This window comes from Pseudomonas syringae group sp. J254-4, assembly GCF_032586855.1.
Classification (GTDB): domain Bacteria; phylum Pseudomonadota; class Gammaproteobacteria; order Pseudomonadales; family Pseudomonadaceae; genus Aquipseudomonas; species Aquipseudomonas amygdali.
Genome location: NZ_JAWHOO010000024.1, coordinates 75,283 through 90,776, shown reverse-complemented (window position 1 = coordinate 90,776; position 15,494 = coordinate 75,283). Strand labels below are relative to the sequence as shown.

Genomic DNA, 15,494 nt, shown 5'->3' with positions numbered 1-15,494 from the left:
CATCGGGCACGATAGTTGAGGTTATCGTTCCTCACGCTCCCGCGTGGGAACGCAGTTCTCGACGCTCTGCGTCGTCAAGAGGACGCGGAGCGTCCAGAAAGGCATACGACGCAGAGCGCCGCACGATAGTCGCGCCGGCACCGGCGTCTTCGTGAGCAAGCTCGCACGCCCTTCGGGCAGAAGCGCAGATCATCGGGCACGATAGTTGAAGTTATCGTTCCTCACGCTCCCGCGTGGGAACGCAGTTCTCGACGCTCTGCGTCGTCAAGAGGAAGCGGAGCGTCCAGAAAGGCATGCGACGCAGAGCGCCGCACGATAGTCGCGACTGCACCTGCCCCTTCGTGAGCAAGCTCCCACAAAGGCTGGGTACGCATGACTCTTGCCAATACAGCCCGGCCGCATTTCACGGCGAAACTGTGTCTTGACCGCTCATTAAAAAAAGCCAGACTGAGTAGCTGACTCAACTCAGGGATTGGAGCCAATGAACATCTCGACTCTCGCTGTATTCATTCCGGCCTGCTTTGCGCTGAACATGGCGCCCGGTCCGAACAATCTTCTGTCGATCAGTAATGCTACGTGCTATGGCTTCACCAGCTCTTGCGTCGGCGGAGCGGGGCGCTTGTTGGCGTTTGTCATCATGATCGCCTTGGCTGGTGCAGGACTGACTGCCGTGTTGCATACGTCCGAATGGTTGTTTCATGTGATCAAGGTCGTTGGTGCGGCGTATCTGTTTTATCTCGCGGTGCAGTTGTGGCGCGCTGCTCCGTCCATACAGGACCAGGCAGCGGTCACAACAGCCAACGCTGGCAGCCTTGCGCGGCAAGAGTTTCTGGTGGCTATTGGTAATCCGAAAGCGATCCTGCTGTTTACTGCTTTTCTTCCGCAGTTTGTGGATCAGCAGAGTGATGTGTCAGGTCAGTTCGCGGTGCTGGGTAGTTTGTTTCTGGTATTGGAGTGCGTAGCGATCGCGTTGTATGCCGCGATGGGGATACATGCTCGTCGCCTGTTGGCGAAACCCAGTGGCAAGCGGTTGTTCAACAGGATGTGCGCAGGGTTGTTGGCGGGCGCTGCATCGGTACTGCTGGTGTCGCAACGGGCTTGAAATATGACCGCGGAATAATTGTCGCGCAGACGAAAAAAAGCCCCGAAACGACCAGGTCGTTCGGGGCTTTTTTCTGGGTTTTTACAGGCCGGCAGCGGCGCGCAGGGCGTCGGCGCGGTCGGTTTTTTCCCAGGTGAAGGCGGTGAAGGTGTCATCGCCAACGGTCATTTCGACCGGGGTACGACCGAAGTGGCCGTAGGCCGCAGTGGCCTGGTACATCGGGTGCAGAAGGTCGAGCATGGTGGTGATGGCGTATGGACGCAGGTCGAAGTTGTCGCGGACCAGCTTGATGATCTTGTCGTCGGACAGCTTGCCGGTGCCGAAGGTGTTCAGCGATATCGACGTCGGCTGTGCCACGCCGATAGCGTAGGACACCTGAATTTCGCAACGCTCGGCCAGACCGGCAGCGACGATGTTCTTGGCCACGTAACGACCGGCGTAAGCAGCCGAACGGTCAACCTTCGATGGGTCCTTGCCGGAGAATGCACCGCCACCGTGACGGGCCATGCCGCCGTAGGTGTCGACGATGATTTTGCGGCCGGTCAGGCCACAGTCGCCTACCGGGCCACCGATGATGAAGTTGCCGGTCGGGTTGATGTGGAACTGAGTGTCCTTGTGCAGCAGGTGCGCAGGGATGACGTGCTTGACGATCAGCTCCATCACGCCTTCGCGCAGGTCATTGTAGGACACATCCGGGTTGTGCTGAGTCGACAGTACGATGGCGTCGACGCCGACAACCTTGCCGTTTTCGTAACGGCAGGTAACCTGGGATTTGGCATCCGGGCGCAGCCACGGCAGCAGGCCGGATTTACGCGCTTCGGCCTGACGCTGCACCAATTGGTGAGAGAAGGTGATCGGTGCTGGCATCAGCACGTCGGTTTCGTTGCTGGCGTAGCCGAACATCAGGCCCTGGTCGCCAGCGCCCTGATCTTCAGGCTTGCTGCGGTCAACGCCCTGGGCGATGTCTACCGACTGTTTGCCGATGATGTTCATCACGCCGCAAGTCGCGCCGTCGAAACCGACGTCGGAGCTGTTGTAGCCGATGTCGAGGATGACGTTACGCACGATGTCTTCCAGATCGACCCAGGCCGAAGTCGACACTTCGCCAGCGATGATTGCCACACCGGTCTTGACCAGTGTTTCGCACGCTACGCGGGCGTATTTGTCTTCGGCGATGATAGCGTCCAGAACCGCGTCGGAAATCTGGTCGGCGATCTTGTCCGGATGCCCTTCGGACACGGACTCGGAGGTGAAAAGTGAATATTCGCTCATCTCTACGGGTTTCCTTCATTTTACCGATGGTGAGTGTCGCCAGCCGGTCGCTGAAAATGGCGAACCTGGATCTGGAAACCATTACGTAAGCCTACATAGAGGCTTTCCCCGGGAACTAGCCCCGCAGCGATGGCCCAACGGGCCAGGTCTTCCTGCTCGAAACCTAACCAGAGATCGCCACAGGCCTCCCTGGCCCAGCTCTGGTCATGACTACACAATTCTGTTACCAGCAAACTACCGCCGGGTTTTACGTGTTCGGCCAGTTGCCTCAGGGCTTGGGCCGGGACTGCAAAATGATGCAGCACCATGTTGAGGACGACGCAGTCGGCACTGACTTTAGCGTCCGTCAGTGCATCGGCCAGCCTCAGCTCAACGTTAGCCAGCGCCTTGCGCTCGCAGACGCCACGCGCCAGGTCCAGCATCACCGGGCTGTTGTCCATCGCGATAACCTGGCGGAAACGCCGGGCCAGCTCTGGCAGGAAGCCGCCGTCGCCGGGGCCTACTTCCAGCGCCGTTGCCTGCGCGCCGAAGCTCAGTTTGTCGAGCAATGTCAGCAGGCTTTCGCTGTACTGCGCCAGACCGGCGATAAGGTCTTGCTGGGCACGAAACTTTTCGGCGGTACGGGCAAAGAAATCCTGGCTGGCCAATGCACGTTGCCGATGCACCAGACCTATGCGGCTCTGTACGTCTTCCGGCAGGTTCAGGGTGTCCACTTCATCAAGCAGCGCCGCATGTAGCCTGCCGCCCGGCAATTCAGTGTGGGGCAGGGCGCGACGGTAGAAAATCGCGTTGCCTTCACGCCGCGTTGCAACCAGATCGGCCTGCGCCAGCACCTTGAGGTGATGGCTCATGCCGGACTGACCAATGGCAAAAATCTGCGCCAGCTCAAGCACGCCGAACGAATCGTTGGTCAGCACACGCAGTACGTTGAGCCGCAAGGGATCGCCGCCGGCCTTGCACAATGCAGAGAGGTCGTCGCATGCATCATGGCGAATGGCAGGTACACGCAGGTTCATAGCTGCGCAGTCTAGAGAGCGATCCGGAGCGCTGCAAGGGCAATATCAAAAAGTTTTGATATTGCTGGATGGGTGGCACCGGTCAGGCATTGTGAACTTGTTGCGCTGATGGGTAATCCAGTCTTTACAGGGCAAATAATGTCCGTAACCCCGGAAAAAAGCCTATGGTCGACTATCTGTGATTGCCCCCGGCCTGTCCCTGAGGGAAAATGGCCGTCTTTTTTCCGATCCTAATTTTACAATTCCCAGGAGATCAGCGATGCCAAGCCGTCGTGAGCGTGCCAATGCTATTCGTGCCCTAAGCATGGATGCCGTGCAAAAAGCCAACAGCGGCCATCCGGGTGCCCCGATGGGCATGGCGGATATCGCCGAGGTTCTGTGGCGTGATTATCTCAAGCACAACCCGGCAAACCCCGCGTTCGCTGACCGTGACCGTTTCATCATGTCCAACGGCCATGGTTCGATGCTGGTCTATTCGTTGCTGCACCTGACCGGCTACGACCTGTCCATCGACGACCTGAAAAACTTCCGTCAACTGCACAGCCGCACACCGGGTCACCCCGAGTTTGGCTATACCCCAGGCGTTGAAACCACCACTGGCCCATTGGGTCAGGGTTTTGCCAACGCCGTCGGTTTTGCCGCTGCCGAGAAAACCCTCGCCGCACAGTTCAACCGTCCAGGCCATTCCATCGTTGATCACCATACCTACGTGTTTATGGGTGATGGCTGCATGATGGAAGGTATTTCCCACGAAGTCGCATCCCTGGCCGGCACTTTGCAGTTGAAAAAGCTGATCGCGTTCTACGACGACAACGGCATCTCCATCGATGGCGAAGTCGAAGGCTGGTTTACCGACGATACGCCTAAGCGTTTCGAGTCGTACGGCTGGTTGGTGATCCGCAATGTCGACGGTCATGACCCTGAAGAAATCAAGACCGCCATCGACACCGCGCGCAAGAGCGACAAGCCGACGCTGATCTGCTGCAAGACCACCATCGGCTTTGGCTCGCCGAACAAGCAGGGCAAGGAAGAATCCCACGGTGCGCCGCTGGGTGCGGACGAAATCGCCCTGACTCGCGCGGCCCTGAAATGGAACCACGGTCCTTTCGAAATTCCGGCTGATATCTACGCCGAGTGGAATGCGAAAGAAAAAGGCCTGGCTGCCGAAGCCGAGTGGGATCAGCGCTTTGCTGCCTATTCCGCCGCGTTCCCTGAGCTGGCCAACGACTTCATCCGTCGCATGAGCGGCGAGTTGCCTGCTGACTTTGCGGAAAAATCCGCTGCTTATGTCGCCGAAGTCAACGCCAAAGGCGAAACCATCGCCAGCCGTAAGGCCAGTCAGAACGCCCTGAGCGCACTGGGCCCGTTGCTGCCGGAAATTCTCGGTGGTTCGGCCGACCTGGCCGGCTCCAACCTGACCATCTGGAAAGGCTGCAAGAGCATCACTGGCGAAGACCCTAACGGCAACTACCTGCACTACGGTGTTCGTGAGTTCGGCATGGGCGCCATGATGAACGGTATCGCCCTGCACGGCGGCTTCGTGCCGTACGGCGCAACCTTCCTGATCTTCATGGAATACGCTCGCAACGCGGTGCGTATGGCCTCGTTGATGAAGAAGCGCGTGATCTACGTATTCACCCACGACTCCATCGGTCTGGGCGAAGACGGCCCGACTCACCAGCCGATCGAGCAACTGACCAGCCTGCGTACCACGCCGAACCTGGACACCTGGCGTCCGGCAGATGCCGTGGAATCGGCCGTGGCCTGGAAACACGCCATCGAGCGCAATGACGGTCCATCCGCGTTGATTTTCTCGCGTCAGAACCTGACTCACCAAGCGCGTGAACAGCAGCAAATAGATGCCATTGCCCGTGGCGGCTATGTACTGCGTGACTGCGCTGCAGAGCCTGAGCTGATCCTGATCGCGACCGGTTCGGAAGTCGGTCTGGCTGTGCAGGCGTACGACAAGCTGACCGAGCAGGGCCGCAACGTTCGTGTGGTCTCCATGCCATGCACCAGCATCTTCGAAGCTCAGGATGCGGCCTACAAGCAGGCTGTTCTGCCGCTGCAGGTCAGTGCACGTATTGCCATCGAAGCGGCTCACGCCGACTACTGGTACAAATACGTGGGTCTGGAAGGTCGCGTGATCGGCATGACCACGTTCGGCGAGTCGGCCCCTGCGTCAGCCTTGTTCGAAGAGTTCGGCTTTACGCTGGAAAACGTCCTGAGCACGGCTGAAGAGCTGCTCGAAGACTGATCAGCTATGTAATGTTGTGTTGTGTGGGAGCGAGCTTGCTCGCGAAGAAAGCGCCTCGGTGAGTCTGGCAAACCGGGTGCTCTCATTCGCGAGCAAGGCGGATCGCGCCCCGGTCGCTCCCACAGGTTTTATCGTTTACGCAATCAGATCCATCCTCTGGCGAAAACTTCATGCCCCAGCCCCGCCCTTACAAAGTTGCTCTGAACGGTTACGGCCGTATTGGTCGTTGTGTTGTTCGCGCGCTGTGCGAGCGGGGGGCCAAGGCCGGGTTTGAAGTGGTTGCCATCAATGATCTGGCCGACATGGCCAGTCTCGAATACCTCACGCGCTTTGACTCCACACACGGCCGGTTTCCCGGCGAAGTGCGGGTCGAGGGGCAATACCTGCATATCAACGATCACCGCATCAAGGTTCTGCGCAGTGCGACGCCGGAAGGCATCGACTGGGCCGGTCTGGAAGTCGATCTGGTGCTTGAGTGCTCCGGTGTCTACAACACTCGCGAAGACGGCCAGCGCTTTCTGAACGCCGGTGCGCCGCGGGTGCTGTTCTCCCAGCCGATGGCCAGCGAGCGGGATGTCGACGCCACCGTGGTGTTCGGCATTAACCAGCACAAGCTGACCGGCCGCGAGTTGTTGGTCTCTGCCGCGTCGTGTACCACCAATTGCAGTGTGCCGCTGCTGCGTCTGCTGGATCAGGCCATCGGCCTTGAGTACATCACCATCACGACCATCCATTCGGCAATGAATGATCAGCCGGTAATCGACGCCTATCACCACGAAGATCTGCGCCGTACGCGCTCGGCGTTTCAGTCGATCATTCCGGTGTCCACCGGTCTGGCGCGCGGAATCGAGCGGCTGCTTCCGGAACTTGCCGGCCGAATTCAGGCCAAAGCTGTTCGTGTTCCGACCGTCAATGTGTCTTGCCTGGACATTACGCTGCAAATGTCGCGAGACACCGACGCTGTCGAGATCAACCGTATTTTGCGTGAGGCCGCCACCAGCGGCCCGCTCAAGGGACTGCTGGCCTACACTGAGTTGCCGCACGCCAGCTGCGATTTCAACCATGACCCGCATTCGGCGATTGTCGATGCGAGTCAGACCCGCGTTTCCGGTCCCAGGCTGGTCAATCTGCTGGCCTGGTTCGATAACGAATGGGGTTTTGCTAACCGAATGCTCGACGTCGCCGATCACTTTCTGCGCGTCGCTGACCAATAACAGTAAAAAAACAGGAATGCTCATGACCGTCTTGAAGATGACCGACCTCGATCTGCAAGGTAAACGTGTACTGATCCGCGAAGACCTCAATGTCCCGGTAAAGGACGGCGTTGTCAGCAGTGATGCACGTATTCTTGCCTCGCTGCCGACCATCAGGCTGGCGTTGGAAAAAGGCGCGGCCGTCATGGTCTGCTCGCACCTGGGTCGTCCGACCGAGGGCGAGTTCTCTGCTGAAAACAGCCTCAAGCCGGTTGCCGAGTACCTGAGCAAGGCATTGGGTCGTGATGTTCCGCTGGTTGCCGATTATCTGGACGGCGTTGACGTCAAGGCCGGCGATGTCGTGCTGTTCGAGAACGTTCGCTTCAACAAGGGTGAGAAAAAGAACGCCGACGAGCTGGCACAGAAATATGCGGCCCTGTGCGACGTGTTCGTGATGGACGCTTTCGGTACCGCTCACCGTGCCGAGGGCTCGACCCACGGCGTTGCCAAATTCGCCAAAGTGGCAGCGGCAGGCCCGTTGCTGGCCGCCGAGCTTGAAGCGCTGGGCAAGGCTCTGGGCGCTCCGGCTCAGCCAATGACTGCCATCGTTGCGGGCTCCAAGGTGTCCACCAAGCTGGACGTACTCAACAGCCTGAGCGGCATCTGCAATCAGTTGATCGTCGGCGGCGGCATTGCCAACACCTTCCTGGCCGCAGCGGGTCACAAGGTCGGTAAATCGCTGTACGAACCTGACCTGCTCGACACCGCGCGTGCCATTGCCGCCAAGGTCAGCGTGCCATTGCCGACGGACGTGGTGGTTGCCAAGGAGTTCGCCGAGAGCGCCACTGCAACCGTCAAGCTGATCGCTGACGTGGCCGACGACGACATGATTCTTGATATTGGCCCGCAAACTGCTGCGCATTTCGCCGAATTACTGAAATCTTCCGGGACTATCCTGTGGAACGGTCCAGTCGGCGTGTTTGAATTCGATCAGTTTGGTGAAGGCACCAAAACGCTGGCCAAGGCCATTGGCGAAAGCCAGGCGTTCTCCATCGCGGGCGGTGGCGACACATTGGCGGCTATCGATAAGTATGGTGTTGCAGAACAGATTTCCTACATTTCGACCGGTGGCGGTGCATTCCTCGAGTTCGTGGAAGGCAAGATTCTGCCAGCGGTAGAAGTGCTCGAACAACGCGCCAAGGCTTGAATGAAAGCTTTGGACAAGGAGTGGTCAATGGTCAGGGCGTTACCGTGGTTTCTCATCGCAGGTTTGCTGGCCGGTTGCGCGGGCAAACCTGCGGTTGAAGAGGTGGAGAGCGACTCCCCGAGCCAACCGCTCCAGTTAAGCTGTTATCAGGCGGGCTGGCAGGCCGAAACGGTGCCGGTCATCTACAAGCGTGGCGGTCCGCAGGTATGGGATCGTTACGAGTTCATGCCCAGAACAGGCAATGTAGGATGTTTGTGAGCCAGGTCTGAAATCCGTTTGGCAACATTGACGGGCTTGGGCGGTCTTTAAAGAGTGGATATTTTTCCGGCAAAGGAGTTTCGCCATGAAGATCGCTGCCCTGGCTCTGATGAGCTGCGTTGTATTGGCTGGTTGTACCGGTTCTGGCTCGCATGCCAAGACCTGTCAGATATTCAGCCCGGCCTCTGTGAATGTGCCGACGACTGAAAACAGTCAACGGGTCGAGGCACATGTAACGGGTGAGCCGGCCGATGACCGTAAACAGGAACAGAACTGCCCCTGACAGTTGAAACGACCGGCATACACCGCGTTTCGCAGGGCAGCCAGGAGATGTAATGAGACGCGTGATTGCCTTTGGGGTTTTGGCAGTGCTTGGCGGTTGTTCGAGCCTGAGCACATCGCAGCACAATGACCCCTGGAACCGTTGGGTGTGTGACAGCAATGCAGAGGTCAACTGGCGCTACATCGATTCGGCCAAAAAGGAAGTCGATGTTCGCCTGAATCAGAGCGATCAGGTGTTCAGGCTCAAGGCTGAACCCGGCGCTGCCAGCGGGACGCTTTACAGCAACAACGTGTTGGCATTCGTCAACAAGGGTAGCGAGGGCCTGATCTACTGGGACGCTACCAACGATCTGATCGGTCGCGGCTGCAAGGCCAGATAAGTCGGATCTCGGGCACACACGCGCAGCCTTCGTGGCTGAGCTTATAACTTGAATGGCAGCCGCCACTACGGCAGGCTTGCTCGATTAACGACCCTACCGGGAGAGAGACAGACAATGGCACTTATCAGCATGCGCCAGATGTTGGACCACGCAGCCGAATTCGGCTATGGCGTTCCAGCTTTCAACGTAAACAACCTGGAACAGATGCGCGCCATTATGGAAGCGGCCGACAAGACCGACTCCCCGGTGATCGTCCAGGCTTCTGCCGGTGCCCGCAAATACGCCGGTGCGCCGTTTCTGCGTCACCTGATCCTCGCCGCGATCGAAGAATTCCCGCACATCCCGGTGGTCATGCACCAGGACCACGGCACCAGCCCTGATATCTGCCAGCGCTCGATCCAGCTGGGCTTCAGCTCGGTGATGATGGACGGCTCGCTGCGTGAAGACGGCAAGTCCCCAGCCGATTACGACTACAACGTCGACGTTACCCGTCGCGTAGTGTCCTTCGCTCACGCCTGTGGCGTTTCCGTGGAAGGTGAGCTGGGCGTGCTGGGTTCGCTGGAAACCGGTATGGCCGGTGAAGAAGACGGCGTTGGCGCGGAAGGCGTTCTGGACCACAGCCAGATGCTGACCGACCCTGAGGAAGCGGCTGACTTCGTCAAGCGTACCCAGGTCGATGCCCTGGCCATTGCCATCGGTACCAGCCACGGCGCGTACAAGTTCACCAAGCCGCCTACCGGCGACATCCTGGCGATCGAGCGCATCAAAGAGATCCACAAGCGCATCCCTAACACTCACCTGGTGATGCACGGTTCTTCGTCCGTTCCACAGGAATGGCTGAAGATCATCAACGAGTTCGGCGGCGACATCAAAGAAACCTACGGTGTACCGGTCGAAGAAATCGTTGAAGGCATCAAGCACGGCGTGCGCAAGGTCAACATTGATACCGACCTGCGTCTGGCCTCTACCGGTGCCATCCGCGAATTCATGGCTAAAAACCCAAGCGAGTTCGACCCGCGTAAGTATCTGGCCAAAACCGTCTCGGCCATGCGTGACGTGTGCATCGCGCGCTACGAAGCCTTCGGCACCGCCGGCAACGCCTCGAAGATCAAACCGATCTCCCTGGACGCCATGTTCGAACGCTACGCGCGTGGCGAACTGGATGCCAAGATCAACTGAGTTGATTACGCATTGAAAAAACCCGCAGAAATGCGGGTTTTTTTATAGCGCTTCGAAATTGGCAGCGCGGCGCAGATTTGTGACGCAGAGCGTCACGACAGGCATTCCCACGCTGGAGCGTGAGGAACAATCGGCGTCCGGGAGAACACCTACAACTATCGTGCGACGCTCCGCGTCGCATGCCGTTCTGTACGCTCTGCGTCCGCTTTTTAGTATGCAGCGCGGCGCAGATTTGTGACGCAGAGCGTCACGACAGGCATTCCCACGCTGGAGCGTGAGGAACGATCGGCGTCCGGGAGAGCACCTACAACTATCGTGCGACGCTCCGCGTCGCATGCCGTTCTGTGCGCTCTGCGTCCGCTTTTTAGTATGCAGCGCGGCGCAGATTTGTGACGCGGAGCGTCACGACAGGCATTCCCACGCTGGAGCGTGAGGAACGATCGGCGTCCGGGAGAGCACCTACAACTATCGTGCGACGCTCCGCGTCGCATGCCTTTCTGGACGCTCTGCGTCCTCTCTTAAAGTGCTTAAACGCTCTTCATCAACCCCGCACACGCTGCCTTGTAAGCCTCGTGCTGATACTTGTTAAGCGTATCAGGCAGGGCGAAAGCGTGTTTCTTGTTCTGCGCATTAATGGTCTGCGGCGAGATAAGCGCTACATCGCAATCGGACATCAGTTGAAAGATGGTTTCGATCTTGAATGTGGTCGGGCCGCCGGCGAATTCGCCTTTCTTGCTGCGTTTTTTGATGGCGATGTGGCTGACGCCGTGTTCGCGTACGAAGCTGGCGAGCTGCGTAGCGAAAGCCTTGACGTTGGCAGGCTCTTCATCGTCCTCCAGCGCGATCTTTTTCGTGGCCAGCGGCAGATGAGCGAGCCCGCTGCTCTGCCGAGTGGCAAGGGCGAATATGGCTTCGCTGCCTTTGATTTCTACACCGCAAATAATCATGAGAAAACCTGATGAGCTCGTTCATATAAAGAAGCAGGTTATCTCATCGTAGACGTTATTCCTGTGCAATCGACTCCAGGTACTCCGAGCGCTCGTCGCTCATGCGCGCAATGCAGTCGTTTTCACTGATGGTGAATGCTTTGCTGCCTGCCGCAGAAGGGAAGACTTCAACGGCGCAATCTGCGTCACGCAGCTTCTCCCAGGCTTGCTGGGCGGTCTTGAGTTTGCTGGTAAAGTCGTTGAACTGCGTCTTGTTGGCAACGAACTGCGACTGAACACGCTTGAGCAGGTTGTTGAAATTTTCCTTGAGCAATTCTTCTGCAGTCGTGCGGCTGTAAACCGAGCACTCCAGAGTCTGCTTGTCATCGTCAACACCGTCGCAAGGCGAGACATCCGGGTTCTGAGCAGCCTGTACGCCTGTCACAGCCGTTGCCATCAGGGCCAGGGTCAGCAAAAACGTTTTCATCGAGTCGCTCCGATCCATTGATACGCTGGATTCTGTCTCAAGCGCGAGACAATGAACAGGTTTACGACATCGTGGGGCGACACGCCGTCACCCTTTGTCGCATCTTGACGCTTTCGGCAAACCCCCTGTCGTTTTTGCACCCGGTTCACGCGACCCTCCGGCATATGCTGACCCCATTAGCGCCGACAGCCGATTCGGCGCGCCGGAATCAAAAAAGGGGACAGCCTGATGAGCCCAGCCGAATTGCACGCCGACAGCATCGTTATTGACGGGCTGATCATCGCCAAGTGGAACCGCGAGCTGTTTGAAGACATGCGCAAGGGCGGCCTGACCATGGCCAACTGCACGGTGTCGGTATGGGAAGGCTTCCAGGCCACTATCAACAGCATCTGCAGCAGCCAGAAACTGATGCGCGAGAACAGCGACCTGGTCATGCCGGTGCACACCACCGCTGACATTCGCAAGGCCAAGGAACTGGGCAAGACCGGCATCCTCTTCGGCTTCCAGAATGCGCATGCCTACGAAGACCAGATCGGTTACGTCGAGATATTCAAGCAACTGGGCGTCGGCATCGTGCAGATGTGCTACAACACCCAGAACCTGGTCGGCACCGGCTGCTACGAACGCGACGGCGGGCTGTCGGGTTTCGGACGTGAGATCGTCGCTGAAATGAACCGGGTCGGAGTAATGTGCGACCTGTCCCACGTCGGCTCGAAAACCTCGGAAGAGGTCATACTCGAATCGAAAAAGCCGGTCTGCTATTCCCACTGCCTGCCGTCCGGCCTCAAGGAACACCCGCGCAACAAGTCCGACGCTGAACTGAAGTTTATCGCCGACCACGGCGGCTTCGTAGGCGTGACCATGTTCGCGCCGTTTCTGGCCAAGGGCATCGATTCGACCATCGACGATTACGCCGAAGCCATCGAATACGTGATGAACATCGTGGGTGAAGATGCCATCGGCATTGGTACTGACTTTACCCAGGGGCACGGTCAGGAGTTTTTCGAATACCTGACCCACGACAAGGGCTACGCCCGCCGCCTGACCAGCTTCGGCAAGATCATCAACCCGCTAGGCATCCGCACCGTGGGCGAGTTTCCCAATCTGACTGAAACGTTGCTCAAGCGCGGTCACTCCGAACGCGTGGTGCGCAAGATCATGGGCGAGAACTGGGTCAACGTACTGGCCGACGTCTGGGGCGAGTAATCCGCCAGCCACACCTTATCGAATTGAACCCCCGCGGCCTTTCAGGCGGTGGGTGTAACCCGAATCATCTGGAGTTTGACCCCCATGGCTAAAATCGCCCCGCAACTGCCTATCGAAGTCGACAGCGAAACCGGCGTCTGGACCTCCGATGCGTTGCCGATGCTCTATGTGCCCCGGCACTTTTTCGTCAACAACCACATGGGCATCGAAGAAGTGCTGGGTGCCGATGCCTACGCTGACATTCTCTACAAAGCCGGTTACAAGTCCGCCTGGCACTGGTGTGAAAAGGAAGCCGAATGCCACGGCCTGCAAGGTGTTGCCGTGTTCGAGCACTACATGAAGCGTCTGTCGCAACGCGGCTGGGGACTGTTCAAGATTCAGGACATCGATATCGAAAAAGGCACCGCCAGCGTGAAGCTTGAGCACTCCTGTTTCGTGTATGTCTACGGCAAGGTCGGGCGCAAGGTCGACTACATGTTCACCGGCTGGTTTGCCGGGGCGATGGACCAGATACTCGCCGCCAGCGGCAGCTCGATCCGTACCGTAGCCGAGCAGGTTTACGGTGGCTCCGAAGAAGGTCACGACGACGGACTGTTTGTCGTCAAGCCGCTGTAAATCGAGGATCGCGTTATGGCTTTCGAAGCGATGTTCCAGCCGATCCAGATTGGCAAACTGACAATCCGTAACCGTGTGCTGAGTACCGCGCACGCTGAGGTTTATGCCACAGACGGCGGCATGACCACCGACCGTTATGTGAAGTACTACGAAGAGAAGGCCAAGGGCGGTATCGGTCTGGCCATCTGCGGCGGTTCATCAAGTGTCGCCATCGACAGCCCGCAAGGCTGGTGGAAATCGGTCAATCTGGCCACCGACAGAATCATCCCGCATTTCCAGAACCTCGCCGACGCCATGCACAAGCACGGCGCCAAGATCATGATCCAGATTACTCACATGGGCCGTCGCTCGCGCTGGGATGGTGATCACTGGCCGACCCTGATGTCGCCGTCAGGCATTCGCGAGCCGGTACACCGTGCGACTTGCAAGACCATTGAGCCGGAGGAGATCTGGCGAGTGATCGGCAACTACGCCAGCGCAGCGGCGCGTGCCAAGGCGGGTGGGCTGGACGGGGTCGAGTTGTCGGCGGTGCACCAGCACATGATCGACCAGTTCTGGAGCCCGCGGGTCAACAAGCGCACCGATGAATGGGGTGGCAGTTTCGAGAACCGCATGCGCTTTGGTCTGGAAGTTATCAAGGCGGTGCGCAAGGAGGTCGGCCCCGACTTTTGTGTGGGCCTGCGCATCTGTGGCGACGAGTTCCACCCCGATGGCCTCAGTCACGAGGACATGAAGCAGATCGCCAAGTATTACGACGACACCGGCATGATCGATTTCATCGGCGTGGTGGGCTCGGGTTGCGACACCCACAACACCCTGGCCAACGTCATTCCGAACATGAGTTATCCACCGGAGCCGTTTTTGCACCTGGCGGCCGGGATCAAGGAAGTGGTCAAGGCCCCCGTGCTGCATGCGCAGAACATCAAGGACCCAAACCAGGCAACGCGCATTCTGGAAGGCGGCTATGTGGACATGGTCGGCATGACCCGCGCGCACATTGCCGACCCGCACCTGATCGCCAAGATCAAGATGGGCCAGATCGATCAGATCAAGCAATGCGTCGGTGCCAACTACTGCATCGACCGCCAGTATCAGGGGCTGGATGTGCTGTGCATTCAGAACGCTGCGACGTCCCGCGAATACATGGGCGTGCCGCACATCATCGAAAAATCAGCCGGGCCAAAACGCAAGGTCGTGGTGGTCGGTGCCGGTCCTGCCGGTATGGAAGCGGCTCGGGTATCTGCCGAGCGTGGCCATGACGTAACGCTGTTCGAGAAGAAGGAATTCATTGGCGGGCAGATCACTACCGCGTCCAAGGCACCGCAGCGCGACCAGATTGCCGGTATTACGCGCTGGTTCCAGCTGGAGCTGGCGCGCCTGAAAGTAGATTTGCGTCTAGGCGTTGCGGCCGATGCAGCAACCATCCTCGACCTGCGCCCAGACATCGTGGTGCTGGCGGTGGGCGGTCATCCGTTTCTGGAGCAGAACGAACACTGGGGCGCTGCCGAGGGGTTGGTGGTCAGCAGCTGGGACGTGCTGGATGGCAAAGTTGCGCCGGGCAAGAACGTGCTGGTCTACGACACCATCTGCGAGTTCACCGGCATGTCGGTAGCCGACTATCTGGCCGACAAGGGTAGCCAGGTCGAAATCGTCACCGATGACATCAAGCCGGGCGTGGCAATTGGCGGAACCTCGTTCCCGACCTACTACCGCAGCATGTACCCCAAGGAAGTGATCATGACCGGCGACATGATGCTGGAAAAGGTCTATCGCGAGGGCGACAAGCTGGTGGCGGTGCTGGAGAACGAATACACCGGTGCCAAGGAAGAGCGAGTGGTCGATCAAGTGGTTGTGGAAAACGGCGTGCGTCCGGACGAAGCGATCTATTACGCGCTCAAGGAAGGCTCGCGCAACAAGGGCCAGATCGACATCGATGCGCTATTCGCCATTCAGCCACAGCCTTCATTGAGCCAGCCGGGCGACGGTTACCTGCTGTTCCGTATCGGCGACTGCGTGGCGCAGCGTAATACCCACGCGGCGATCTATGACGGCTTGCGGCTGTGCAAGGATTTTTGAGAACAGCTACAAGTTGCAAGCGGCAAGCTGCAAGTAGA

15 protein-coding genes are annotated in these 15,494 nt (G+C 58.5%); 11 read left to right on the top strand and 4 right to left on the bottom strand.

The annotated features are described in order from the left end of the window. The first annotated feature begins 481 nt into the window (after nt 1-481). On the top strand, nt 482-1,102 hold the full coding sequence (locus RYB09_RS22965) for a LysE family translocator (protein ID WP_316890360.1): 621 nt from the start codon (nt 482-484) through the stop codon (nt 1,100-1,102). An 81-nt stretch (nt 1,103-1,183) separates the two neighbouring features. On the opposite strand, the gene metK is transcribed toward RYB09_RS22965, so the two are convergent. Beyond that, nucleotides 1,184-2,374: a methionine adenosyltransferase gene (metK, locus tag RYB09_RS22960; protein WP_316890358.1), complete on the bottom strand. Its 1,191-nt coding sequence runs from the start codon at nt 2,372-2,374 to the stop codon at nt 1,184-1,186. A gap of 20 nt (nt 2,375-2,394) precedes the next feature. Next, complete coding sequence (locus tag RYB09_RS22955) at nt 2,395-3,390, bottom strand: ArsR/SmtB family transcription factor (protein ID WP_057454833.1); 996 nt, start codon at nt 3,388-3,390, stop codon at nt 2,395-2,397. A gap of 259 nt (nt 3,391-3,649) precedes the next feature. Here RYB09_RS22955 and tkt point away from each other — a divergent pair, with 259 nt between their 5' ends. The 7 genes from tkt (at nt 3,650) to fba (ending at nt 10,146) form a co-directional block, all read left to right on the top strand. Continuing rightward, nucleotides 3,650-5,647 carry a transketolase gene (gene tkt / locus RYB09_RS22950; protein WP_011169753.1) on the top strand — a complete coding sequence of 666 codons (1,998 nt, stop codon included), beginning with the start codon at nt 3,650-3,652 and terminating at the stop codon, nt 5,645-5,647. 170 nt (nt 5,648-5,817) lie between these two features. Next, nucleotides 5,818-6,861 carry an erythrose-4-phosphate dehydrogenase gene (gene epd / locus RYB09_RS22945; protein WP_316890354.1) on the top strand — a complete coding sequence of 348 codons (1,044 nt, stop codon included), beginning with the start codon at nt 5,818-5,820 and terminating at the stop codon, nt 6,859-6,861. A gap of 22 nt (nt 6,862-6,883) precedes the next feature. Beyond that, nucleotides 6,884-8,047, top strand: a complete 1,164-nt coding sequence (locus tag RYB09_RS22940) for a phosphoglycerate kinase (RefSeq protein ID WP_316890352.1) — start codon at nt 6,884-6,886, stop codon at nt 8,045-8,047. A gap of 27 nt (nt 8,048-8,074) precedes the next feature. Next, nucleotides 8,075-8,305 carry a hypothetical protein gene (locus RYB09_RS22935; protein ID WP_044318367.1) on the top strand — a complete coding sequence of 77 codons (231 nt, stop codon included), beginning with the start codon at nt 8,075-8,077 and terminating at the stop codon, nt 8,303-8,305. An 85-nt stretch (nt 8,306-8,390) separates the two neighbouring features. Beyond that, the gene (locus RYB09_RS22930) at nt 8,391-8,588 is read left to right on the top strand and encodes a hypothetical protein (RefSeq protein ID WP_004654900.1); all 198 of its coding nucleotides are present in this window, start codon (nt 8,391-8,393) and stop codon (nt 8,586-8,588) included. Nucleotides 8,589-8,640: 52 nt separating this feature from the next. Further along, the gene (locus RYB09_RS22925; RefSeq protein WP_316890349.1) at nt 8,641-8,967 is read left to right on the top strand and encodes an MliC family protein; all 327 of its coding nucleotides are present in this window, start codon (nt 8,641-8,643) and stop codon (nt 8,965-8,967) included. A 114-nt stretch (nt 8,968-9,081) separates the two neighbouring features. After that, on the top strand, nt 9,082-10,146 hold the full coding sequence (gene fba, locus RYB09_RS22920) for a class II fructose-bisphosphate aldolase (RefSeq protein ID WP_004654897.1): 1,065 nt from the start codon (nt 9,082-9,084) through the stop codon (nt 10,144-10,146). Between the two features lie 527 nt (nt 10,147-10,673). Here fba and RYB09_RS22915 read toward each other — a convergent pair. Further along, on the bottom strand, nt 10,674-11,093 hold the full coding sequence (locus tag RYB09_RS22915; protein ID WP_002555669.1) for a DUF3010 family protein: 420 nt from the start codon (nt 11,091-11,093) through the stop codon (nt 10,674-10,676). A gap of 55 nt (nt 11,094-11,148) precedes the next feature. Continuing rightward, nucleotides 11,149-11,559 (bottom strand): lysozyme inhibitor LprI family protein, encoded by a 411-nt coding sequence (locus RYB09_RS22910; protein ID WP_002555668.1) that lies wholly within the window; start codon nt 11,557-11,559, stop codon nt 11,149-11,151. Between the two features lie 228 nt (nt 11,560-11,787). Between RYB09_RS22910 and RYB09_RS22905 the strand changes: the two genes are divergently transcribed. The 3 genes from RYB09_RS22905 (at nt 11,788) to dgcA (ending at nt 15,456) form a co-directional block, all read left to right on the top strand. Continuing rightward, the gene (locus RYB09_RS22905; protein WP_004663330.1) at nt 11,788-12,765 is read left to right on the top strand and encodes a dipeptidase; all 978 of its coding nucleotides are present in this window, start codon (nt 11,788-11,790) and stop codon (nt 12,763-12,765) included. Nucleotides 12,766-12,849: 84 nt separating this feature from the next. Further along, entirely contained in the window at nt 12,850-13,380 is a 531-nt protein-coding gene (locus tag RYB09_RS22900; protein WP_005613912.1) for a DUF5943 domain-containing protein, read from the top strand. A gap of 15 nt (nt 13,381-13,395) precedes the next feature. After that, nucleotides 13,396-15,456 carry a dimethylglycine demethylation protein DgcA gene (gene dgcA, locus RYB09_RS22895; protein WP_044320870.1) on the top strand — a complete coding sequence of 687 codons (2,061 nt, stop codon included), beginning with the start codon at nt 13,396-13,398 and terminating at the stop codon, nt 15,454-15,456. Nucleotides 15,457-15,494: the final 38 nt, after the last annotated feature.